This is a genomic window from Embleya hyalina (assembly GCF_003967355.1).
Classification (GTDB): domain Bacteria; phylum Actinomycetota; class Actinomycetes; order Streptomycetales; family Streptomycetaceae; genus Embleya; species Embleya hyalina.
This window is the reverse complement of record NZ_BIFH01000024.1, coordinates 112,465-135,642: the sequence shown is the minus strand read 5'-3', so window position 1 is coordinate 135,642 and position 23,178 is coordinate 112,465. Positions and strand designations below refer to the sequence as shown.

Below are 23,178 nucleotides of genomic sequence, written 5' to 3'. Positions count from 1 at the left end.
TCAGCCTGTCGTCCTGGCGTACCGACCGAGCGCCATCACGGGGAAGACGAGCCGGTACATGTGGTACTTGATGTAGAAGTCGCCGGGGAAGCCGGTGCCGGTGAACTGCGGCTCGTCCCACCCGCCCAACTCGTTCTGATGCTCGGTCAGCCAGTCGATCCCACGCTGCGCGACCTCGCCGAACTCACCCGCCGCGTGCAGCGCGAGCAGCGCCCACGCGGTCTGCGACGCGGTCGACTCGCCACGTCCCGACCAGGCGTCGGCCTCGTCGTAGCTGCGCAGATCCTCGCCCCAGCCGCCGTCCGGGTTCTGCCGGGCCTCCAGCCAGGCCACCGCGCGCCGGATCGCCGCGTGCCGGGGGTCGACCCCCGCGGTCACCAGCGCCGGCACCACCGCGCCGGTGCCGTACACGTAGTTCGCGCCCCACCGGCCGAACCAGGAGCCGTCCGCCTCCTGATGCTCCATCAGCCACTTGACGCCGTCGGCCACATACGAGCTGTAGCGGGCGCCGCCGTCGGCCAGCATCTCCACGATGTGCGCGGTCACGTCCGCCGAGGGCGGATCGGTGACCGCGCCGAAATCACTGAACGGCAACTTCAGCGGCAGGATGCTGACGTTGTCCGCGTCGAACGCGCCCCACCCGCCGTCCTTGCTGCGCATCCCTGCGGTCCACCGCTCGGCCCGGTCCAGGACCGCGTCCTTGCGCGCCCCGTCGGGGTGGTCGGTATAACGCAGGGCCATCACGATCTCGGCCGTGTCGTCGGTGTCCGGGTAGTAGTCGTTGGCGAACTCGAAGGCCCACCCGCCCGGTTCCAGGTGCGGTCGGCGCACCGCCCAGTCGCCGACCTCGCGGATCTCCTCGTCCATCAACCACCCGGCCGCCTTGACCACCCTCGGGTCGCCCGCCGGGACCCCCGCGTCCCGCAGGGCGACCAGGGTCAGGCCCGTGTCCCACACCGGCGACTGGCACGCCTCGAACCGGCGGCGCACCTCGCCGTCCTCGTCGGTGTCCACGATGGTGAACCCGTCCAGGCCCTTGATGCCCTGGGCCATCACCGGGTGGTTGAGCGGATACCCCATCAGCCGCAGCGCGATCAGCGAGTAGACCCACGGCGGTTGGATGCCGCCCCAGCCGCCGTCGGCCTCCTGGCGGCGGATGATCCACTGCTCGGCCTTGCGCATCGCGGCCTGCCGGATCGGCTTGATCGGCCGCTTCCGGTACTGGTGCAGCCCGGCGTCCAGCGCCCGGAACACCCGCGACCACGGGTCGGCGGCGGCCGTCTTGCCCACCACCGGCTTGGTCGGGCGCAGTTCGGCCAGCCCGAACGGCGCGGGCCGGACCGGACGCATCGAACTGACGATGGTCAGCGGCACGATGGTCTGCCGGGCCCAGCAGGCGAAGTCGTAGACGTTGAGCGGGAACCACTTGGGCAGATAGACGATCTCCGGCGGCAACACCGGCAGTTCGTCCCACGACCACCAGCCGAAGAAGGCCAGCCAGAAGCGGGTGAACACCCGGGTCTCGGCCAGGCCGCCACCGTCGCGGATGAACTCCGCCGCCGCGGCCATGTGCTTGGCGTCGGGGTCGTCGCCCGCCAACTTCAGCGCCACGTAGGCCTCGACCGTCACCGACAGGTCGGCGGGGCCGCCGAAGAAGGTCGACCAGGTGCCGTCGGCACGCTGGTTGGCCCGGATCCACCGGGCGCTCGCCGCGGTCTGTTCCTCGGTGCGGATGCCCAGGAACTCGCGGAAGAGCAGATCCTCGGCGTCCATCGTGACGTTGGTCTCGAGTTCCCCCTTCCACCAGCCCGCATCGTCCTGAAGGTCCATCAGATGAGCGACGGCCTTGTCGAGCGCGTCCCTGACCCGGTCATCACTGACATCGCCGATTCCCGGCTGGGCGGTCACTGTCATCTCTTCACAACTCCCGAGTGGTGGTGAAGGCCGCGAGAGAGGTCAGGTCCGTGTAGGTACCTTGCGGGACGTCAAGGGAGTCCAGGCAGGCCATCGCCTGCTCCAGGCGCCGAGCCGCCTCGGTCTCGGTGCGGGCACGTCCGCCCGCCTCCTCGACCAGGCGCGCGGCCAGGGCCAGTCCCTCCTCGTTGCGCGGTCCTTCGTCCGTGTAGATGCGCGCCAGCTCACGGCCGGCGGTCGTGTCGCTCGCGAGCGCGGCGACGACCGGCACGGACTTCTTGCGCCGGCGCAGGTCGTTCCAGGCGGGTTTGCCGGTCACCTCGGGTCGCCCCCAGATGCCCAGCAGGTCGTCCACCGCCTGGAAGGCGACGCCGAGATGGTGCCCGAAGCCGTACAGCGCCTGCACGGTGCGCTCGTCGGCGCCCGCGAGGGCCGCCCCGATCGCCGACGCGCAGGCCAGCAGGGCCCCGGTCTTGTTGCCCGCCATGGTCAGGCACTCCTCGACGGTGACGTCGAGTCGGGCCTCGAAGGACAGGTCCTGGGACTGTCCGTCGATCAACCTGGCGGTCGCTTCGGTGAGCAGGCGGGCGGCCCGATCGCCGTCCGCCTCGTCGGCGTCCATCAGGACCTGTTCGGCCAACACGAGCAGTCCGTCGCCCGCCAGGACGGCGAGTCCCGGACCGAAGACCTTCCACGCGGTGGGCCGATGCCGACGTTCCTCGTCGCCGTCCATGAGGTCGTCGTGGATCAGCGAGAAGTTGTGCACGAGTTCGACCGCGACCGCGCCCGGAACGCCCACGGCGGTCGGCGCGCCGACCGCCTCGGCGGACAGCAGTGCGAGGGCGGGGCGCAGCGCCTTGCCGCCGTTGCCCGGCAGTTCGCGGCCCGCCTCGTCGGCCCACCCCATGTGGTACGCGGCCACGCGGGCCAGGGGCGGTTCGAGTCGGGCGGTCGCGACCCGCAGCGCGGGGCGACTCGCCTCGCGCGCGCGATCGAGCACGGCGGGGGCGATCGATGCGTCGGCGAGCGTCATAGCGGCGTCGTCCTCTCCGGAATGGCACGGGTGCGGCCGAGATGCGGGAGGGCCTCGCGAGCGGCGGAAAGGCCGCTGCGAACGGCGCCCTCCATCGTCGCGGGCCATCCGGTGGCGGTCCACGCCCCGGCCAGGGCGAGACCGGGGATCGCGGTCCGGGGGCCGGGACGAAGCCGGCCCGAACCGGGGGCGGGACGGAAGGTCGCGGACCGTTCCTTGGTGACCACGAACCGCTCCACCCGGGCCTGCCGGGCAGCGGGCAGCACGCGGGCCAGCTCCGGGACGAACCTATCCCGCAGCTGCGCGCTCGTCAGGTCGATTTCCCGACCCGCCGCGGACAACGACACCGCCACGTAGCGGCCCGGCGCCAGTCCGTGGCCGGCGCTGCGGTCGAACATCCACTGGACCGGGCTCCCGATGCCGGCGGCGAGCGGAGTGTCCAGGACCGGGCGGTCGTAGACCACGTGCAGGTTCACGATCGGCGAGGTGCCGAGGCCGGTGAGCAGGTTCGGGTCGGCGAGCACGTCGTCGAGCAGCAGGGCGCCCGCGGGCAGCAGCCGGGCGGCGTCGTAGTGCGGCACGGCCAGTACCACCGCCTCGGCCTCGATCCGCTCGCCGCCGGCGTGTACGACGAAGCCGCCGTCGCCGGCGTCGAGCGCGTCGACCCGGGCCCGCAGCCGCACCCGGACCCCCGCCTTGGCCAGCGCGCGGGCCGAGGCGTCGCCGTGCAGTTCCTGGAGCGGGACCAGGCTCCACCCGATGTCCGCGCCGTCGTTGCGGTCGAGCACGCCGGTGCGGAAGACCTTGACCGCCATGGCGAGCGAGGCCTCGGTCGCGGGCAGGTTGAGGGTGGCGATGCCGATCAGGTCCCACATCGCCTCGCGCTCGCGGGCGGTGACGCCGAACCGGTCCAGCCACGCGGCGAAGGTGACCTCGTCCAGGGCGGGGTCGGCCGGGTCGAGCCGGCGCAGGGCGAGCGCGGCGAGGCCGACCCGGGCCCGGCCGGCCATGGTCAGCAGCGGGTAGCGGGCCAGCGCCGAGGACAGGTGCAGCGGGGCGGGCAGGCCGGAGCGGGCGAGCCGGGTCCGGGTGCCCCAGGGGGTGCGGACCGGGACGTCCATCCGGGGCTGGAGGTAGACCTTGTCGGCGCTGCCGACGCGCTCCAGGAACGCGATGTATTCGGTACAGCAGCGCAGGAAGACGTGTTGCCCGTTGTCGAGCCACATGTCGTCGCGGCGCAGCGAGAACGTCGCCCCGCCCAGTCTGGGCCGACCCTCGAGGAGGGTGACCTCGACGCCGGCGTCGGCGGCGGCGAGTGCGGCGGTGACGCCCGCCAGGCCGCCCCCGATCACCACCATGCGTGCGCTCATGCCTTGCTCCGTACCCACGTGATCAATCCCTGTACCGGCCCCTGCGACCGGTTTGCCCCACCGGCTCCGGGCCGGTCAACGCCCGACGTCTCACCGCCCGCGCGCGAGCAGCGAGCGGGCGCCGACCGGCACTCCGGCCAGCGCGCGCGCGGCGATCTCGGCCTTCTCCCAACCCGGGAGGGAGAGCCGGCCCATCAGCACCTGGCCCGGTTCCTCGCGGATCCTGGTGAGCAGCCGGCGGTAGATGCCCGCCATCGCCCCGGTGCTGGCGGCGCTGCGCCGGTCGAGCAGCGAGAGCAGGGTCAGGCCCCGCTCGAAGAGCTGTTCGGCGCGCTCGGCCTCGAAGCGGACCATGTCGTCGAACGCGGCGCTCTGGGTGAACCCGCCGTCCCGGTGCCACGCGTCCTCCAGGCCGAACTTGGCCAGGTCCTCGCGGGGCAGGTAGACCCGGCCGTTTTCCTTGTCCTCCTTGATGTCGCGGAGGATGTTGGTGATCTGGAGCGCGATGCCCAGGGTGTCGGCCAGGTCGGGCGCGTGCAGCGAGTCGCGGGAGCCGAAGATGCCCAGCGAGAGCCGGCCCACCGAGCCCGCCACGCAGCGGCAGTAGACCCGCAGCTCGTCGAAGGTCTCGTACTCGGTCTCGCGCACGTCCATCTCGACGCCGTCGATCAGTTCGTCGAGCGCGGACAGCGGGATCGGAAACCGGGTCGCGGCGTCGGCGAGCGCGACCGCGACCGGATCGCGGTCCGCGCTCAGGTCCTTGAGCTGCTTGCGCATCCGGGCCAGCTCGGCGACCTTGCGGTCGGCGGGCAGGTCGCCGTCGCCGATGTCGTCGATCTCTCGCGCGAAGGCGTACACGGCGCTGAGCGCGAGGCGCTTGGGCTCGGGCAGCAGCCTGATGCCGTAGTAGAAGTTGCGCGCCTGATTGCGGGTCAGGCGCTCGCAATACGCATACGAAGCGTCGACGTCCATGGTTCCCCTTTTACCTCTTTCGTACCAGTACGCCGGACAGCTCGCGCAGCAGGGCGGCCTTCCCGGGTTTCGCCCGGTGGGCCAGGACGTCGAAGCCGACGTCGCCGATCGCGGCCAGGGCCGCTCTTCCACCGGCCACGAATCCGGCGATCGCGAGGCGCTCGCGCCCTCGCAGTGTCCCCGCGAGCGGTGCGCCGGTGCGCAGCAGCCGCGTCGCGCGGTGTGCCTCGTAGGCGATCAGCCGCCGCACCGAGGGCGTGGCGGCGGGCGCGGCGAGGTCGGCCTCGGTGACGCCGAACCGGTCCATGTCCTCCCGCGGGAGGTAGATCCGGTCACGGTCGAGGTCTTCCGCCACGTCCTGCAGGTGCTCGACGATCTGGAGCGCGGTGCAGATCTCGTCGGAGCGGGCGACGCGTTCCTCGGTGGCGCGGCCGAACACGTGCAGCACGATCCGGCCGACCGGATCGGCGGACAGCGCGCAGTACGCGACCAGGTCGTCGTAGGTCGCGTAGCGGCGGACCACCTGGTCCTGCCGGTTGGCCTCGATCAGACCCAGGAACGGCTCGATCGGCAGATCGAGTTCGCGCACGCTCGGTTGCAGTCGGCGCAACACCTCGAGGCGCGGCTCGCCGGTGAAGACCCGACGCAGGTCCGTCTCGAACGCGTCGAGCTGGGCGACGCGGTCCCCCTCGGCCTCGTCGCCGATGTCGTCGACCAGGCGGGCGAAGCCGTAGACGGCCAGCAGGTGTCGCCGGTGATCGGGGCGCAGGATCCCCATCGCCACGGGAAAGTTCTCGTGCCCGGCCTGACGCATGACGACGTCCGGGTCGATGATCGCGGCGTCGATGCCCGCCGTGTCGTCGTCGCTCGCGCCGGGCGCGCGCTCGAGACCGCGGGAATCACTCCCCATATCTCTCCCTGGACCCCCGAAAACATTCCCAACATTACAGTTGGCCAGGAATTCGTGCCGTCCCGGTCGGTCTGACGGTTCAGCTTGCCCGATCGAAGTCGGATCGATCAAGCACCGAGAACACGCGTGTCATAGCTCACCCGGACTTTTCCTTCGCGAAACACTTTTGTTATCACCACGAACGTCCGGGGCACCCTCGCCGATCCCCGTACCACTCAGGACGTCCGGCATGCCCCGGTGGTTTCCGGGCACCTGAGGAGGTTTCGTCGCGCGATCCCCTCCTTGCGGAGTAGTGCGGAGTTCCGCCTTCCGCATGAGGAGTACGGCGATTATCCGTGCGCAATGGACCAAGTGGGGTCGATAAAGCGAGTGCTCGGCGAAATGTTGATCAACTTTCCGGATTTGCGGAATACCCCGAGGATAGCGGTGCGCGCCGACACGCCGCCGTACACCGAATCGATACCCGAATGCGCGCCCCTCGCCGAGCCGCCTCCACCCGGCCGACCGACGGTCCACACATCCGGGACTTTTGCCCCTGCGCACGCGGCCGGCCCCGGGGCACGCTGGAGGCATGCCGGACGACACGAATCGATACGCGCGGGCCCCGCGCGAACTCGCGCCCGAGGACGCGCTCGGCCTGATGGCCTCCGTGCCGATCGGGCGGGTCGTGTTCACCCTGGACGCGCTGCCCGCGATCCTGCCGGTGCGCTTCCGGCTCGACCGGGGCACGCTCGCCTTCCGACTGGCCGCCGACCGGCGGGTACACGCGGCGCTGCACGACGGTGTGTGCGCGTTCGAGGCGGACGCCTGGGACCCGCGCGAGCACGACGGGTGGACCGTCACGGTCACCGGCCGGGTGTCGCGGGTGGACGAATCGCACGAGGGTGCCCGGCTGGCCGAGGTGCTGCCGCCCATGTGGGAGTCGGAACACCCACACGGGTTCTTCCGGATCGTGCCCGAAGTGGTCGCCGGGCGGCTGCTCCGGGCGGCGGGCCGGCCGATTCCCGCCTGAGCGGGCCCGGGCCGGCTCCGACCTCAGCCGGGGTGGTGGCAGGCGACCTCGACGTCGTCCAGGACCTCCCGCGCCGGCCGCCGCTCGGCGCACACCTCGGTCGCCAGGGCACACCGCGGATGGAACGCGCAGCCCGACGGCGGGTCCAGCGCCGAGGGCACCTCGCCGATCGCGCCCGCGCCGAAGTCCGCCGCGCTCGCCGGGCCGATCCGCTCGGGGTCCGGCACCGGCACGCTCGCGAGCAGCAGGCGCGGATACGGGTGGCGCGGCCGGGCCAGGACCGAGGCGGCCGGCCCCAGCTCGACGACGCGCCCCAGGTACATCACCGCGGCCCGGTCGGCGAGCCGGCGGGCGATGTCGATCTCGTGGGTGATCACCACGATCGCCAGGTCCGACTCGGCGCGCAGCCGCAGCAGCAGGTCGACCACGGTCGCCTTGACACTCGCGTCCAGGCTCGCGGTGGGCTCGTCCAGGACCAGCACGCGCGGGCGCACGAGCAGCGCGCGGGCGAGCACCAGGCGGGCCAGTTCGCCGCCGCTGAGTTCGCCGGGGAGGCGGTCCAGGTGCTCCGTCGACAGGCCGACCCGCTCGACCATCTCGGCCACCAGCGCGTCCCGTTCGGCGCGGCCGGCGCCCAGGCCGTGCACCCGCAGCGGCTGGTCGAGGGCGTGCCGCAGGGTACGGCGGCGGTTGAACGCGGCCCGCGGGTTCTGCGTGACGAGCTGGATCAGCCGCTGATCGGCGGGGGTTCGGCCGCCGGTCAGCTCGCGGCCGGCCAGTGCGACGGTGCCCGAGGTCGCGGTGTCCAGGCCCGCGAGCACCCGGGCGACGGTGGTCTTGCCGCACCCGGACTCGCCGACCACGGCCAACACCTCGCCGGCCGCGACCTCGAACGAGACGTCCTCGACCGCGTGCACCACCCGCGGCGCGGTCCGCCGGCCGAACGGTCGCGGCAGGGTGAACCGACGGGTCAGCCCCCGTACGTCGAGCAGCGCGCTCATGCCCCGACCCGCTCACTCGCGAGGTGGCAGCGCACCGTGCCCGGCCCGTGTGCGGTGGGCTCGGGCATGCGCTCCCGGCAGACCGGCAGCACCTGCGGGCAGCGCGGCGCGAACGGGCAGCCCGGCAGCAGGTTCGCCCCCTCGGCGGTGCCCTCGATCGCGCGCAGCGGCCGATCCGCCGGCGTGGTCGCGGGCATCGCGGCGAGCAGCGCCCGGGTGTACAGGTGTCGCGGCGCGGCGAACAACTCCCGCACGGGGGCAATCTCCACCAGTCGGCCGCCGTACATCACCCCGACCCGGTCACAGATCGTGGACACCACCGCGAGGTCGTGCGAGACGTAGACCATGGCCAGTCCGAGTTTGTCCCGCAGGGTCAGCAGCAGCCGCAACACCTGGGCCTGCACGGTCGCGTCCAGCGTGGTGGTGGGCTCGTCGGCGAGCAGCAGCGCGGGTTCGTGCGCGAGCGCCGCGATGGCGATCACCACCCGCTGGAGTTGCCCGCCGGAGAAGCTGCCGGGCAGGTCGCGCGGCCGGTCCAGGACCGGGCCCAGGCCGATGCCGGTCAGCGTCTCGCGGACCTCGACGTCGGTCAGCCGATCGCCCAGGTACCAGCGCAGTTGGCGCACGACGGGGGTGGTCGGCGCCAGCGAGGTCATCGGTTGTTGCGGCACGAACGCGAGCCGCCGGCCGCGCACCCGGCGCAGGTCGCGCTCGCGCAGCGCGGCCAGGTCGGTGCCCTCGAACTCGATGGCGTCGGCGCGGCGGTGCGCACCGGCCGGCAGCAGGCCCGTCAGCGCGGTGCACACGCTGCTCTTGCCGCTGCCCGACTCGCCGACCAGGCCCAGGATCTCGCCCGGCGCGACGTCGAAGGAGACCCCGCGCACCGCGGGCACCGGGCCGGGATAGGTGACGTCGAGGTCGCGCACCCGCAACAGCGGCACCGCGCCCGCGGTCGGATCCGCCATCACACGAACCGCAGGTGCTGCGGGTCGAGCCGGCTGATCCGCAACATCGTGGGGTCGAGCGGGGACAACTCGGCGCGCTGGGCCAGCGCGAGCTTGGGGTGGACCGGCGGGGTGATCACCGCGTCCTCGGCGAGCAGCCGGTTCACCCGGGACAGCGCGGCCGCCCGCTCGGCGTCGTTCGAGGTCTGCCAGACGGTGTCGATCAGCCGGTCCACCTCGGGGTTGGCGTAGCCGCAGGAGAGCACGTTGGTGGACCCGGCGGGGGCGAGCGTGAGGTAGTTCGCCGGGCCGGAGGTGAACCCGGAGGAGAAGGTGTTCATCAGCATGTCGTAGTCGCGCGAGAGCCACTTGTTCGACCAGGGACCGCCGGCCAACTGCTCGATGGTCACGTCGAGTCCGACCTGCTTCCAGCCGGCGACCAGCACCTGGGCGACATCGCGGATGCCCTGGTTGGTACCGATGGTCACGGTGAACGAGCGCTTGCCGGTCTTGGCCCGGGCCAGCAGTTCGCGGGCCCGGGCGAGGTCGGGCGCGGGCGCGAACGGGGTGAGCCCGGCGTCCCAGCCGAGTTCGGCGGGCCCGATCGGGCCCTGTCCGATGGTGCCCTCGCCGCCGTACACCCGCTGCAACACGCCCTGGCGGTCCATCGACAGCGCGACCGCCTTGCGGAAGTCCGGGTCGCTGAACGGCTCCTTGCGCATCATCACGTAACTGAGCACGTCCAGCGGCGCCTCGGTGAGCACCAGCGCGAGCGAGCGGTCCTTGCGGATGGTGTCGAAGGTGGCGAAGGACGGCGCGGTGATCAGGTCGACCTTGCCCTGACGCAGGCTCAGCACGCGCGTGTTGGCGTCGGTGAAGACGGTGTACTGCATGCCGGCGAACGCGGGCGCGGAGCCGGCCGGGTACTGGCCGCCGTGGTAGCGGTCGAACCGGGAGAGGGTGAAGCTCTGGCCGGCCACGAAGGTGTCGAGCCGGTACGGGCCGGTGCCCATCATCGTGTCCTTGCGGGCCACGAAGTCCCGGTGGGTGATCGGCAGGTTGGTCAGATGCGAACGCAGCAGGCCGTACGGCTTGCCGAGCACGATCCGCACGGTGTGCTCGTCGACCTTCTCGAACCGGGAGAGGTAGCCGAGCATGTAGGTGATCCACTCGCTGCCGGCCGACAGGTCGAGCATGTGCGCGAGGGTGGCCACCACGTCGTCGGCGGTGAACGGCGTGCCGTTGTGCCAGAGCACGCCCTGGCGCAGCCGGATGGTCCAGGCCAGCCCGTCCTCGCTGATCAGCGGTTCGCCGTCGGCGAGCAGCGGCACCGAGGCGAGGCCGGCGTCGTAGCGGTACAGGCTCTCCATGATCGGCTCGGCGATCCAGCGGGTGATCTCCGAGCCGGAGTCGAGCGGATTGAGGCTGCTCGGCGCGGAGGCGACGCCGATCCGCAGGATGCCGTCCTTGTGCCGATCGGCCACCCGCTTGTCGCCCGAGGAGCCGGAACACGCGGTGAGCACGCCGGTGCCGCCGGCCGCCGCGAGCGCCGCGAGGCCGAGAAAGCCTCGACGGTTCAGGCCGACTCTGCGCACCGGGGTCACTGGGTCTCCTTGGGGTTGGGGGTGGGGGTCGGGACGGACGGACTCGGTCGCCGGCCCGGGACGCGCCGGACGCCCGGGGCAGGTCGCGCGCGGCGGCCCGATCGGCCGCCGACCGTGTCGCCGAGCAGGTTGAAGCCCAGGATGCCGAGCACCAGGACCGTGCCGGGCAGCGTGGCGTACCACCAGTCGCCGCCGATGATCTGCCCGCCCGCGTCGGCGATCAGATTGCCCAGGGTGGCATGCGGCGGGGCCACGCCCAGACCCAGGAAGCTCAGGCCCCCCTCGGCGAAGACCGCGATGGCCATCGCCAGACAGGCCTGCCCGAGCACCGGCGGCCAGACGTTGACCAGCACCTCGCGGAAGAGGATCTCCCGCTCCGGCACGCCCAGGCCGCGCAGGTTGGCCACGTAGTCCTCCTGCATCTCCACCACGGTCGCGGCGCGCGCGACCCGGGCGAAGTAGGGCACGAAGCCGAGGCCGATGGCGAACGCGACCCGGGCCCCGTTGCCCACGGTGAGCGGCCCGAAGTGCATGTCGGCCGTGCCCATCAGACCGATCAGGAACATCACGAAGACGAACTGCGGCAGCGCCTGGAGGGTTTCCACCGCGCGCATCAGCAGCCCGTCGAGCCGGCCGCCGTGCCGGCGCCCGGCCAGCACGCCCAGCGGCACCCCGACCACGATCGCGAAGCCGATCGAGGACAGGCAGATCAGCAGCGAGGTCCAGGCGCCCTCGGCGGTCCGGGCCAGCAGGTCGCGGCCCAGGTGGTCGGTGCCGAAGGGGTGTCCGAGCGAGGGCGCCTCGGGTCCGGGGGCGACCAGCGCGGCGGGATCGCCCTGAAGCCGGCCGACGGTGGCGACCAGGAGATAGAGCAGTACGCAGACCACGCCGATCCACCCGGCCACGCCCGGGTGCGGCGGCCTTGTCCGGGCCCTCACGCGGTCCGCCCCGCGAGGTCGCCGGTCACGCCCGCGGCGGTGCGCGGGTCGACGAGCGGGTAGAGCAGGTCGACCACCAGGTTCAGCAGCAGGAAGATCGCCGAGGTCGCGACGCACGCGCCGAGCGCGAGCGGATAGTCCTGCCGCTGGAAGGCGGTGACCATGAGCTGGCCGATCCCGGGGATCTGGAACACGTTCTCGATCAGCACGGTGCCCGAGAGCAGGCCGCCGATCAGTACGCCGGCCACGGTCAGCGTCGGCACCAGTGCCCCGCGCAGCGCCACCCGGCGCAGCGTGAGCAGCCGCGAGCCGCCCATCGCGCGGGCGAACATCGCGTGGTCGGAGGCCATCGCGTCGGCGAGGCCGCCGCGCAGCGAGCGGGTGAGCATCGCGAAGGTGGCCAGGCCGAGCACGATCGCGGGCAGCACGAGCACCTGGAGGTTGGCCGCGGGATCCTCGCCGAAGGTGACGAAGCCGCCGGCGTTGGGCAGCAGCTCGGGATGGCTGTCGCCGACCACCACGAGGGCGACCACGGCGAGCCAATAGCCGGGCAGGGACATCGCGAGCACGGTCAGCACGCGGGTGCCGTGGTCGATCGCCCCGCCCCGGCGCAGGACCGACCACGCGCCCAGGACGGCGGCGGGGATCACCGCGAACACCGAGGCGATCAGCCCCAGTTCGAGCGACACGGGCAGCGCCCGGCCGATCTGGTCGGCGACCGAGGTGCCGTCGTAGAGCGAGGTGCCGAGGTCGCCGCGCAGCGCGTCGCCGACGTAGTCGAGGTACTGGGTCACCAGCGGCCGGTCCAGACCCATCCGGTGCTCGACCGCGGCCCGGGCCGCGGGATCGGCCGCGACCTGCGGCGCGAGCTGGTTGACCGGGCTGACCGGGGAGGCGTGCAGCAGCAGGAACAGGCCGGTCAGGACGGCGAACATCACCACCACGACGCCCAGGACGCGCCGTGCCAGGTAGTTCGTCATTGCTCCCCCTGCCGATCCGATGCGCCATCCATTGTCGGACGGCGCATCGGACGGTGGGCCCCCGGGTCGTGCGGTGTGTCCGGAGCGGCGGGTTCGGGACGGTGCCGGGAGCGGTGTCCCGGCCGGTGTCCGAAGGGCCGCGTCCGGGTCAGGCGGCCTTGCGGTAGCGGTCCAGGTCCCGGCCCAGCTCGCGCAGTACGGCGCTGTTGATGTCGTACGCGAACAGCACCTCCTGGATCACCAGCTCCTGCTCGGCCTCGTCCCACGGGGCGTCGTTCATCGCCGCGCGGTACGCGTCCTTCCAGGCGGTCAGGTCGCCCAGCCCGTCGAAGACGTAGAAGTCGCTGCCCCGCGTGCCGGGCAGGTCGTAGTGCTTGCGCATCTGCTTGGCGATGAACTGGCCGCCGGACATGTCGCCGAGGTAGCGGGTGTAGTGGTGGGCGACGAAGCCGCCGGCCCAGTCGTAGCACTTCTCCCGCATCCGGGCGGCGTAGCGCCGGGTCGCCTCGTTGGCGGGCCACCGCTCCTGCCAGCCCTCGCCGGCCAGGAACAGCATGTCGGCCTCCAGGATCGCCCGGCGGTCCAGGCGCGCGTCCGCGAACGGGGCGCCGATCGGGTGCTCGCGCATGGTGTCCGCGGCGTCGTCGAGCACCACGTAGGCCCAGTAGTGCTGGGCCACCATCGCGGTGTAGGCGTCGCGGGTCAGTTCGCCCTTCATCAGGGCCTCCAGGAAGCCCGAGCCCTCGGCCTCCTGGTGGAAGGCCCACGAGCGCTTGCGCAGCGTCTCGGCGAAGGTCGGGGTGGCACCGGCGGTTTCGGCGGTCTCGGTCGTGGTCATGAGGTTTCCCCTAGGTGCGACAAGATCTACCGGACACGCACGTATGGGTGCGGACGGTGCGAACTGTGGAGGATCGGGCGCCATTGCCCGTGCGGAGTCGGCGCTTCGGCCATGGCGAAGCCCATGACAAAGCATCTGCGGGGAATCGGTTCTTCGCCCGTTTCCGCCGGCCCCCGCAGTCTGTGCGGCGCCGTACGGTGTCGTCAATAAGTTACCGACAACTTGTCGGCACGTTGTCGGCGGGGTCACATTCGACGGGTCGACGGGCCGGGGGAAACCCGGAGGCGACCCGGGAGGAACATGGCAACGCGCCTACAGGGCCCACCGGAACGCGTTCGAACGCGGCTCGGAGCCACCCCCGAACCTTCCGGCGACCCGACCCGGTCTTAGGATAGCCTCACCTCCAATCATTCCGTACGCAAGCGTACGGTCGGCCCAGAGGAAACAACGTGAGCCCAGCCCGCACCGGACGCCTCGGCGGCGCCGTCGCCGCCACCGCGACCCTCCTTCTCGCCTGGCTGGTCCTCGGCCTCGCGGGCCCGGCACACGCGACCGGTACCCCGGCGGCGGGCAAGGCCACCTTGAGCGCGGTCAAGACCACCGGCCTGAACCCGGCGGGCGACGTGGTCAAGCTGGTCGGCAAGGGCTTCACGCCGGGCGTACGGCTGTTCATCCTCCCCTGCGACCCCGCCCAGGGCGCGGGCCGCGCGTGCGACATGGGCTCGTTCGCCGGCCCCACCGAGGCGGACGCGACCGGCTCGTTCAGCACCGACATCAAGGTGGCCGCCAAGTTCGGCGCGGTCGACTGCCTGAAGACACGATGCGCGATCGCCACCTCGAACTCGGCCAACGGCAAGGACCGGACCCAGGAGGTCTACCTGCCGATCGGCTTCGAGGGCGAGGTCGCGGGCCTGCCGGCCACGCCGGGTCCGGCCACCGCCGCACCGCAGGCCGGCGCCCCGGGCGCGGGCGGCGCGGCGCAGCCCTCGGCCTCCGCCGGCGCACCGGGGGCAGCCGCCTCCGCCCCGGCGAAGACCTCGGCCGCGGAGAAGGACGACGATGACGACGGCGGCAACACCGGCCTGATCATCGGCGTGGTCGCCGGCGTCGTGGTGGTCCTGGTCGTCGCCGGCGTCGTGGTCAAGCGCCGCCGCCCGAGCGCCTGATCCGCCGGCCCCGCTCCCGCACCTCCCTCACCCGCCAGTCTTCGTTCGGAGTACACATGCACAAGTCCCGTACGGCCGCGGCCGTCGCCGCGACCACGATCGCCGGCCTCGGCCTCACCGCGTTCGCGAGCGCTCCGGCCTCGGCCGCCGACGCGCCGACGATCACCCTGTCCAAGTCGACCGGCCTGGCCGCCGGCGGCGAGGAGATCACCGTCACCGGCAAGGGCTACAAGCCGGGCAAGGGCGTGTACGTCGCGCAGACCGTGGCCAAGCCGGCCGGCGGCGTGCCGACCCAGTACGGCAACGCGGGCTACGTCCCGCAGGTCGGCCCGGACGGCACGTTCACGGTCAAGCTCAAGCCCACGCAGAGCTTCGAGAGCAAGGACAAGGCGAAGGTCGACTGCGCCACCACGGCGTGCTTCGTGGCCACCTTCAACGACCACACCGACCTCGCCAACCGCGACCAGGACGTGTGGCTCCCGGTGTCCTTCGCCGGCGCGGCCGGCGCGCCCGCCGCCAAGGCCCCGACCGGCACCCCGCCGCAGACCGGCACCACCAACGAGGCCGGTCAGCCGCAGCTGCCGAAGACGGGCGCGTCGAGCACGCAGCTCGGCTACGTGGGCGCGGGCATGCTGGTGGTCGGCGTGGGCGCGGTGTTCGCGTCGCGTCGGCGCCGCGACTCCGTGTCCGGCTGACCACCCACCACCCCCACCCCACCGCTTACCGCCGGAGGCGAACCCGCATGAGCGAGGCGAGCGTCAACCCGTTCGGAGCGGACGCGATCACCGCCGTCTGCAAGCACATGAACGACGACCACCCCGACGACTGCCTGCTGATCTCGCGCGGTCTGGGCGGCCGGCCGGAGGCCACCTCGGCGACGATGACCGGCCTGGACGGCGACGCGGCCTACTACTCGGCGATCGTGGCCGGGGCGCCGGTCGAGATCCGGGTGCCGTGGAGCCGCTCGATCACCGAGCGCCGAGACGTCCGGATCGAGGTCGTCGCGCAGTACAACGCGGCGTGTGAGGCCCTGGGCCTGCCGCCGCGGGGCGAGGGCGAGCACTGAGCACGAGCGGGAACCGGCGGGCCGAGCGGCCCGACCACCTGTAGGACGACCACCCGCAAGACCACGCAACACGCATCACGTAACACACGTCACGCCGACGGCCCGGGAGGAAGGTCTCCCGGACCGTCGGCGTTGTGGTGTCCGGCGCATGGGGGGCCGGGAACGCGGGCACGCCGCAAATAACCTGTCGGCTACACACGTACGAAAAGATATACTGAGCTTCGCTCAGTATAAGTTCGCGCCTCCCGATTGAAGGCCCCACCCGTATGCCGCCCATATCCGCGTCACGTCTCAGCCAGAAGGTCGTGGTCGGCGCCGTCTTCGTCTCCGCGATGTTCGTCAACATCCTCGACGTCACCATCATCAACGTCGCGCTGCCCGCCATCGGCAAGGACCTCGGCGCGTCCCAGGCGGCGCTGGCCACGGTCGCCGTCGGCTACCTGGTCAGCCTCGCGGTGTTCATCCCCGCGTCCGGGTGGCTGGGCGACCGGTTCGGTACCAAGCGCATCTTCCTGATCGCGCTGGCCCTGTTCACCGGCGCGTCCGCCCTGTGCGGCCTGGCGCAGAGCATCGACCAGCTGGTGCTCTTCCGCATCCTCCAGGGCGCGGGCGGCGGCATGCTGACGCCGGTCGGCATGGCGATGATGTTCCGGGTCTTCCCGCCCGAGGAGCGGGTCCGCGCCTCGCGCATCCTGATGGTGCCCACCGCGCTGGCCCCGGCGCTCGGCCCCGTGCTCGGCGGCCTGCTCGTGGACAAGGTGTCCTGGCACTGGGTCTTCTACATCAACCTGCCGGTGGGCGTGGCCGCATTCGTGTTCGGCCTGATGTTCCTGGAGGAGTACCGCAACCCCAAGGCGGGCCGCTTCGACCTGCCCGGCTTCGTGCTCTCCGGGGCCGGCTTCGCACTGCTGATGTACGCGCTGAGCGAGGGCGCGACCAAGGGCTGGGGCTCGCCGATCATCCTGTCCACCGGGATCGCGGGTCTGATCCTGTGCGTGGCGATGGTCTTCGTCGAGCTGCGGGTCGAGGAGCCGATGCTGCACCTGAGGCTGCTCCGGGACCGGCTGTTCGTCAGCACCAACGTGGTGTCGATGGTCAACTCGGCGGCGTTCCTGGGCGTGCTGTACGTCTTCCCGCTGATGCAGCAGCAGGCGTTCGGGAAGTCCGCGCTGGAGACCGGCCTGCTCACCTTCCCGGAGGCGTTCGGCGTGGTGATCGCCACCCAATGGGTCTCGCGCCTGTACCCGGTGATCGGCCCGCGCCGGCTGATGGCGGGCGGGCTGCTCGGGATCGGCGCGTGTGCGGCGTTGCTCGCGCTGGTCGACGGGGACACCGCGGCCGTACTGATCGTGGTGCTGATGTTCTGCACCGGCGCCTCGATGGCGCACGTGATGATCCCGATGCAGGCGGCGGCGTTCGCGCGGACCGCGCTGGCGGACAACGGCCGCGCCTCGACGATCTTCAACGTGCAGCGCCAACTCGGCTCGGCCCTGGGCGTAGCCCTCCTGGCCAGCGTCCTGGCCGGCATCGGCACGATGACCACCGGCGGAGGTGGCGCGCCGAGCCCGAACCTGCACGCCTACCACGTGGCCTTCCTGGTCGCCGCGGCCCTGGCAGTCCTGGGCGCCGTCGCCGCCCTGACCATCCGCGACGGCGACGCGGCCTCCACGCTCCGCAAGAAGACCGAGGTCACGCCGACACCCACGAACCCGTCGACGGAACCCGCCAAGGTCTGAGACGACGCCGCACCATCGCGGCCCGTCCGACGCCTGAGAACACCGGCCGCAGGCGCAACGAACCAACCCCAACCCACCCGATACGAAACACACACCTCAAACGAAACCGCACCCATCCAGCCCGTCCGGCGTTTGAGGACGCCCATCACAAGCGCAACGAACCGCGACCAGGCCCACCGAACGCGACCAACCCCAACCACCCAATAGGAAACACACACCTCAAACGAAACCGCACCCATCCAGCCCGTCCGGCGTTTGAGGACGCCCGCCGCAGGCGCAACGGGCCGCAACCGGAGGCACCGAACGCGACCAACCCCAACCCACCCGATACGAAACACACACCCCAAACGGAACCGCATCCATACAGCCCGTCCGGCGTTTGAGGACGCCCGCCGCAGGCGCAACGGGCCGCAACCGGAGGCACCGAACGCGGCCGATCCCGGCCCGTCCGGCGTTCGAGGACGCCCGTCCCGGGCCGCCGCCGGGGCCGGGCTCAGGCCCGGAACCGCCACGCCACGTGCTCCGCGCGCCTCCGCAAGGACTGGTGCCGCTCCCCGGCCCCGACCGTGCGCGTGTCCGGGTGCAAGTACTCCCGCACCGACTCGTGCGGAACCACCACCGCCCGGACTCCCGGCTGCGCGTACGGGTCGAGCCACCGGTGCGTGGCGAAGACCTCCGCCCGCCCCTCGGTGTCCAGCCAGTTCGGCACGCCCGGATCCACCGCCCCGATCACGACCCGGATCCACCCGTCCGGATCGTGCTCGGCCTGCACGTGGTTCAGCGAGGTCTGCCGGTTGGCGAAGTCGAGCGATTCGAACCAGCCGGGGCTGTACAGCTGCAGGTCCCACTGCCCGGAAACCCGGGGATCGGTCTCCACCACCAGGACCTGATCATCCGTCAACCGCACCCGCGCGAAGCCGTAGACGACCTCCTTGACCCCACCCGCCACCGTCGAGGGCGTGCTGAACGTGTTCACCGGCTGCCGATCACCCGTCGCCCGAACCCAGTCGTTCCAGACCTCGATCGAGTTCTCCACCGAGGTCGCCGCGCCGGCCAGCATGCCCGCGACCCGCTCCGGGGTGACCCGCTCGGCCGGTCGCCCCTGGGTGTCCAGGCGTTCCAGAGCGAGCATCGCGGGTTGTTCCGGCGTCCAGTCGAAGTAGTAGTCGCGCACATGCAACACCCGCGCGTCCGGCGTGAGTTCGATCCAGTTGCCGGGCTGCCGGTCGGCACTCAGCACGATCTCGACCGTATCGCCCGGCCCCACGCCCAGCGCGGCGGAGGAGGTCTCCGCCAACACCTCGGTGCGCCCTGCGTGCATGTCCCCCGGCTTGACCTGGAGCACGAACTTCTCGCACGCGTTCATGGTCACGGTGAGCCGGTACACGCCGTCCCCGGCGATCGGCGCACGACGCGCGTTCTGGTCCACGTTCGGGCCGCCCCAGCGGTAGGCCAGGTCGTTGTGGGTGAAGAACGCCGGGTTCTCCGGGTCGGTCGCGGCGAGTTGGTAGGTCAGCCAGCAGGCGACCTGATTGGCCAGGTGCCGGATGCCCTCGGCCCGATCGGCGTCGGTCGCGCCCGGGAAGTCGGCCTCGAGAATACGATCGCCCAGCGCGGCCATCCGCTCGCAATAGGCGCGCCAGGCGCTGCCGTCGACCACGTCGGATGCGGAAGTATCCGGCCGGGGACGGTCGTTCGGGTCCAGTTGCACGTCAGATCTCTTCCGTCGGAACCCGGAACCGCTTCTGATAGTCCGTCAGTCGAGATCGTACGTCCTCCCGATCCAGACCGAGGTCGTCGAACGTGTAGGCGTGCCGCCCGTGCCGCCCCTGCGGGCGCGCGGCCAGATACGCACGCATCCGCCCCTCCGCCTCCGCACCGAATTCCAGCCCGAACCCGGCGTACAACTCCCGTACCACCGCGATCGGATCGCGCATGAAGTCCGCGTAGGTCGAGTCGTGCCAGTCGGATTCGGCGACCCGGCCCGCGTCGCGAAACGCGGTGAGCCGGGCATAGGCGGTGCACCACAGGTCGCTCTGGGTCCGCGCGACGTCCCGGATGTCGGAACGATTCCCGTACGCGTGGTGGATGGTGGCGATCAGGCTGCTCAGCGAGGCCAGCACGGTGAGCGGATCACGGTGGGTCACCGCCAGGCGCGCGTCGGGATACACGTCGACCAGCGCGTCCAGGGTCAGCAGGTGCGCGGGCGACTTGAGCACCCAGCGGGTCGCCCCCGGCGTACGTCGCTGCAGGATCTGCAGGACCAGCCGGTGATAGGCGTACGCGGGCCGCATGTCGCAGTCGGCCAGCCACGCGGCGTACGACGGGATCGCGAACTGCCCGGTGAAGTCCTCGGAACGGAACGCGAGCGCGTGCGCGCTGATGCACTCCTTGGGCAGCGTGCCGCTCTTCTCGTGGATCGCGTCCATCGCCGGAACGGCCGCGGTGACGAAGCGAATCTCCCGCTCGGCGAGTCCGATGCGCGGGTCGGTGTCGCGCGTGGCGGGCTCCGGCGGCGGAACGGGACGCAGGAACTCCCAGGTGGTGGGCACCCGGTTGGCCGGATCGCGGGCGAGCAGCGCGTGCAGGATCGAGGTGCCGGTGCGGGGGCCGCCGGTGACGAAGATCGGGCGCTCGATCCGCTCGTCGCGCACGCCCGGGTCGTCGCGGACGTAGCGGGCGATCCGGAGCCGGACGTCCAGGAGCCGATTCACCCAGGTGTACGCCCACCAGCGGCCGACCCGGTCCAGGTCGGCCTCGTGTTCGAGGGAGTGGAGGAGGCGGTCCAGGCCCTCGCGAAAGACCGGGTCGGTGTCGGCGAGGGCGAGGTCGGCGGTCTCCGGGCCACCGGCCGGGTCCGCCGCGTCGCCGGCCCGGGCCCGGGCCTCGCCGAGGAGGGTGTCGGCGTCGAACGGGCGGTCGAGGTCGTCGGTGAGCGGCGGGATGGCGCCGGCCGCCAGGGTCTCGGTCCAGGCGGCGCGTTGTGGTGGTGTCCAGGCCATGGCCGGTCGGCCTCCCTCACGTTCGGGTCTCGCGGCTCGCGACTCGCGTCTTGGGTCTCACGTCTCGGGTCCGGGCGGGTGTGGCTCGGCCCCGGGCGCAGGTTAGCTCTTTGTGAAGGTAAATCTGAAGAGGCGTCAGATGCGCCGTCCGGCTTTTCGGCGTCCGGGTGCCGGCCCGGGGCCGGGTCGCGCCGGGTCGCCCCGTACGGTACGAATCCTCGGATCGATGCGAACGGGTGGATGGAGAGTCGTGAGCGAGCGCAACGTGGTCTGGCACGAGGGCGGAGTGACACGCGAGCAGCGCCCGTCGCTCGGGGCGACGGTCTGGTTCACCGGCCTGTCGGGTTCGGGCAAGTCGACGGTCGCGGTGATCGCCGAACGGCTGCTGGTCGAGCGCGGGGTCACCACGTATCGCCTGGACGGCGACAACGTGCGGCTCGGCCTGAACGGCGACCTGGGCTTCGGCGCCGCGGACCGGACCGAGAACATCCGCCGGGTGGGCGAGGTGGCCAGGCTGTTCGCCGACGCGGGCGTGGTCGCGATCGTCCCGGTGATCAGCCCGTACCGCGCCGACCGCGACCGGGTCCGCGCCCTGCACGCCCGGGACGGTCTGCCGTTCCTGGAGGTGTTCGTCGACACGCCGATCGAGGAGTGCGAACGCCGCGACCCGAAGGGCCTGTACGCGAAGGCCCGGCGCGGGGAAATCGGCGACTTCACCGGCATCTCCGCCCCGTACGAGGCGCCGGAGAGGCCGGAGTTGCGCCTCACCCCGGCGGACGGCGACCCGGAGCAGCAGGCGGAGCGGCTGCTGGCGCTGCTGGAGACGATGCTGGGCGAGGGGTAGTCGGCGGGATCGCCGACGGGGAGCGCCGACGCGGCGTCAGGCCCGTGAATCCCCCTCGGATCCACGGGTCCTGACGCCGCGTCACACACCACGAGCGGGTGTGCGATCGGCGGTGCGCGGCCGCTCGCGCGAGCGGCCGGACCGGGCCTAGTGGAGCAGGCCGCCCGTGGCGGGCTTGCGGCCGTGCCGCATGACCAGCGCGATCACCAGCGCCAGCAGACCGCACACGATCAGGATCCAGAAGCCGGTGGTGAAGGCGTCCGTGGTGTAGGTGCAGCCGCGCGGATCGCAGGCGTCCTGGGTGGCCAGGCCCTGGCCGCTCGGCGCCGGACCGGTGATCCGCAGGCGGTTGTTGGTGAAGATCGGCGACAGCAGCGCGACGCCGACCGAGGCGCCGAAGGACTGGGCGACGACCAGCATGCTGGACGAGATGCCCTGCTGCTCCTGCGGCACGGCCTCGATGATCAGGTTCGGCGCGGCGGCGTAGTACATCCCGAAGCCGATGCCGTAGACCACGCCGCAGATCAGCATGAGCTGCCACGAGTCGTGCATGAACACGTACATGAAGCCGGCCAGGGTGAGGGTCGTGACGCCCACGATCATCGGCATCCGCAACCCGCTGCGCTGCCCCCAGAGGCCGGCCAGCGGGCCCGCGATCATGCTGGACATCGACTGCCAGATCAACACGTGCAGGGCGAGACCGAGGAGGGTGAAGCCGAGCGCGTAGTCGAGCGAGTCGTTGAACGACACCGCCGCCTTGACCTGGTCGGCGATACCGGCCCACATCGCCTCGGGCGCGCCCATGGCCTTGGCGCCCTGGACGGCGCCGTCGCCGTACTTGTCGAGCGTGCTCTGCTTGACGTTGTCCGGGGTCAGGCCCATGTAGCTGGTCAGGTAGTTCTGGATGCCGATGATCATGTTGGCCAGGAACGCGATCCCGAGCACCAGGGCCACACGCGGCGCGGTGAGCAGCTTCAGGTCGATGATCGGGTTCTCCACCCGCTTCTCCCACAGCACCCACAGCCCGATCACGGCCACGCCGGCGAGCGCGTACCCGAACGCCGAGGGCTTGCCCCAGCCCCAGGCCTCCCCCTGGCTGATGTACAGCAGGATCAGCGCGAGCCCGACACCGAGGATGACGCCGCCGACGTAGTCCACCTTCTGCGGCACCCGCAGCTTGGATTCGGGCACCACGATGATCAGCAGCGGGATCAGCACGACCATGTACACGACCAGGAACCAGAACAACGAGCGCCAGGAGTAGTGCTCGGTGAGCAGCCCGCCGACGACCGGCGCGAGCGCGGCGGACAATCCGAGCCCGGTGGCCGAGACACCGATCGCGACCGGGATGAACTTGCGCGGCATCAGGTCACGAATCAGCCCGTACACCACGGCGGTCATGCCGAAGGCGACCGCCTGAAGCGCCCGGCCGACCAGGAACAGCGGCCAGGAACCGGTCACCGCGCAGATCAACGACCCGACCAGGAACGACACGCTGGTCGCGAGCAGCAGCCGCTTCTTCCCGTAGACATCGGAAAGCTTGCCGATCAGCGGGCTGACCGCGCCGCCGACGAGGCCCAGGATCACCACCATCCACGAAATGCTCTCGCCGACGGACCGGAACGACGGGGCGATCTCCGGCACGGCCGAGGAGATCATCGCGTACTGGAGCGGTACGACCTCGGAGAACATCACCACGACGGCCAGGACGGCGAACACCCGGCCCTTGGAGACCCCTTCCAGCCGACCGGTGTCGACCGAGGACGGGTCGGATCCGGGCTCCGGCGGCTTCGCGGATACTTCAACGGTCGCAGACATACCGGTACTTTCCGTTCTGTGCAGGGACGC

20 protein-coding genes are annotated in these 23,178 nt (G+C 71.6%); 6 read left to right on the top strand and 14 right to left on the bottom strand.

The genetic code is table 11. The annotated features are described in order from the left end of the window. The 5 genes from shc to hpnC all read right to left on the bottom strand — a co-directional run bounded on the left by shc (window position 1) and on the right by hpnC (window position 6,199). Entirely contained in the window at window positions 1–1,914 is a 1,914-nt protein-coding gene (shc, locus tag EMA17_RS25645; protein ID WP_126639479.1) for a squalene--hopene cyclase, read from the bottom strand. Between the two features lie 4 nt (window positions 1,915–1,918). Further along, window positions 1,919–2,947: a polyprenyl synthetase family protein gene (locus tag EMA17_RS25640; protein ID WP_078974790.1), complete on the bottom strand. Its 1,029-nt coding sequence runs from the start codon at window positions 2,945–2,947 to the stop codon at window positions 1,919–1,921. Further along, on the bottom strand, window positions 2,944–4,317 hold the full coding sequence (gene hpnE, locus EMA17_RS25635) for a hydroxysqualene dehydroxylase HpnE (protein WP_126639478.1): 1,374 nt from the start codon (window positions 4,315–4,317) through the stop codon (window positions 2,944–2,946). Before hpnE ends, EMA17_RS25640 begins: the two co-directional genes overlap by 4 nt. 90 nt (window positions 4,318–4,407) lie before the next feature. Next, window positions 4,408–5,289, bottom strand: a complete 882-nt coding sequence (gene hpnD / locus EMA17_RS25630; protein WP_126639477.1) for a presqualene diphosphate synthase HpnD — start codon at window positions 5,287–5,289, stop codon at window positions 4,408–4,410. A gap of 10 nt (window positions 5,290–5,299) precedes the next feature. Next, window positions 5,300–6,199, bottom strand: coding sequence for a squalene synthase HpnC (gene hpnC / locus EMA17_RS25625; protein ID WP_371863039.1), 900 nt, complete (start codon window positions 6,197–6,199; stop codon window positions 5,300–5,302). Between the two features lie 571 nt (window positions 6,200–6,770). Here hpnC and EMA17_RS25620 point away from each other — a divergent pair. Then, the gene (locus EMA17_RS25620) at window positions 6,771–7,211 is read left to right on the top strand and encodes a pyridoxamine 5'-phosphate oxidase family protein (protein ID WP_126639476.1); all 441 of its coding nucleotides are present in this window, start codon (window positions 6,771–6,773) and stop codon (window positions 7,209–7,211) included. Window positions 7,212–7,234: 23 nt separating this feature from the next. Here EMA17_RS25620 and EMA17_RS25615 read toward each other — a convergent pair whose 3' ends face one another. From EMA17_RS25615 to EMA17_RS25590, 6 genes are all read right to left on the bottom strand, one after another. Next, the gene (locus EMA17_RS25615) at window positions 7,235–8,212 is read right to left on the bottom strand and encodes an oligopeptide/dipeptide ABC transporter ATP-binding protein (protein WP_126639475.1); all 978 of its coding nucleotides are present in this window, start codon (window positions 8,210–8,212) and stop codon (window positions 7,235–7,237) included. Further along, the gene (locus EMA17_RS25610; RefSeq protein WP_246126888.1) at window positions 8,209–9,177 is read right to left on the bottom strand and encodes an ABC transporter ATP-binding protein; all 969 of its coding nucleotides are present in this window, start codon (window positions 9,175–9,177) and stop codon (window positions 8,209–8,211) included. The genes EMA17_RS25615 and EMA17_RS25610 overlap by 4 nt, the downstream gene beginning before the upstream one ends. Further along, window positions 9,177–10,760 (bottom strand): ABC transporter substrate-binding protein, encoded by a 1,584-nt coding sequence (locus tag EMA17_RS25605; protein ID WP_126639474.1) that lies wholly within the window; start codon window positions 10,758–10,760, stop codon window positions 9,177–9,179. Before EMA17_RS25605 ends, EMA17_RS25610 begins: the two co-directional genes overlap by 1 nt. Beyond that, entirely contained in the window at window positions 10,757–11,698 is a 942-nt protein-coding gene (locus tag EMA17_RS25600) for an ABC transporter permease (RefSeq protein ID WP_160161548.1), read from the bottom strand. Before EMA17_RS25600 ends, EMA17_RS25605 begins: the two co-directional genes overlap by 4 nt. Then, entirely contained in the window at window positions 11,695–12,678 is a 984-nt protein-coding gene (locus EMA17_RS25595) for an ABC transporter permease (RefSeq protein WP_126639472.1), read from the bottom strand. Before EMA17_RS25595 ends, EMA17_RS25600 begins: the two co-directional genes overlap by 4 nt. Before the next feature lie 148 nt (window positions 12,679–12,826). Continuing rightward, entirely contained in the window at window positions 12,827–13,516 is a 690-nt protein-coding gene (locus EMA17_RS25590) for a biliverdin-producing heme oxygenase (protein WP_126639471.1), read from the bottom strand. Window positions 13,517–13,965: 449 nt separating this feature from the next. Here EMA17_RS25590 and EMA17_RS25585 point away from each other — a divergent pair, with 449 nt between their 5' ends. The 4 genes from EMA17_RS25585 to EMA17_RS25570 all read left to right on the top strand — a co-directional run bounded on the left by EMA17_RS25585 (window position 13,966) and on the right by EMA17_RS25570 (window position 17,484). Further along, the gene (locus EMA17_RS25585; RefSeq protein WP_126639470.1) at window positions 13,966–14,682 is read left to right on the top strand and encodes a neocarzinostatin apoprotein domain-containing protein; all 717 of its coding nucleotides are present in this window, start codon (window positions 13,966–13,968) and stop codon (window positions 14,680–14,682) included. Between the two features lie 56 nt (window positions 14,683–14,738). Beyond that, window positions 14,739–15,377 (top strand): neocarzinostatin apoprotein domain-containing protein, encoded by a 639-nt coding sequence (locus EMA17_RS25580; RefSeq protein WP_126639469.1) that lies wholly within the window; start codon window positions 14,739–14,741, stop codon window positions 15,375–15,377. 47 nt (window positions 15,378–15,424) lie between these two features. Continuing rightward, window positions 15,425–15,748: a DUF2470 domain-containing protein gene (locus EMA17_RS25575; RefSeq protein ID WP_126639468.1), complete on the top strand. Its 324-nt coding sequence runs from the start codon at window positions 15,425–15,427 to the stop codon at window positions 15,746–15,748. A gap of 266 nt (window positions 15,749–16,014) precedes the next feature. Then, on the top strand, window positions 16,015–17,484 hold the full coding sequence (locus EMA17_RS25570) for an MDR family MFS transporter (protein ID WP_126639467.1): 1,470 nt from the start codon (window positions 16,015–16,017) through the stop codon (window positions 17,482–17,484). A gap of 493 nt (window positions 17,485–17,977) precedes the next feature. Here the strand turns inward: EMA17_RS25570 and EMA17_RS25565 are convergent, their stop codons facing one another. Both EMA17_RS25565 and EMA17_RS25560 read right to left on the bottom strand, forming a co-directional pair. Then, the gene (locus EMA17_RS25565) at window positions 17,978–19,144 is read right to left on the bottom strand and encodes a DUF1214 domain-containing protein (protein WP_126639466.1); all 1,167 of its coding nucleotides are present in this window, start codon (window positions 19,142–19,144) and stop codon (window positions 17,978–17,980) included. A 52-nt stretch (window positions 19,145–19,196) separates the two neighbouring features. After that, a complete protein-coding gene (locus EMA17_RS25560; RefSeq protein ID WP_126639465.1) occupies window positions 19,197–20,486 on the bottom strand; it encodes a sulfotransferase family protein in 1,290 nt (429 codons plus the stop codon). Window positions 20,487–20,736: 250 nt separating this feature from the next. On the opposite strand from EMA17_RS25560, the gene cysC reads away from it, so the two are divergent. Next, a complete protein-coding gene (gene cysC / locus EMA17_RS25555) occupies window positions 20,737–21,330 on the top strand; it encodes an adenylyl-sulfate kinase (RefSeq protein WP_126639464.1) in 594 nt (197 codons plus the stop codon). Window positions 21,331–21,477: 147 nt separating this feature from the next. Here the strand turns inward: cysC and EMA17_RS25550 are convergent, their stop codons facing one another. Beyond that, window positions 21,478–23,148 (bottom strand): MFS transporter, encoded by a 1,671-nt coding sequence (locus EMA17_RS25550; protein WP_126639463.1) that lies wholly within the window; start codon window positions 23,146–23,148, stop codon window positions 21,478–21,480. Between the last annotated feature and the right edge of the window lie 30 nt (window positions 23,149–23,178).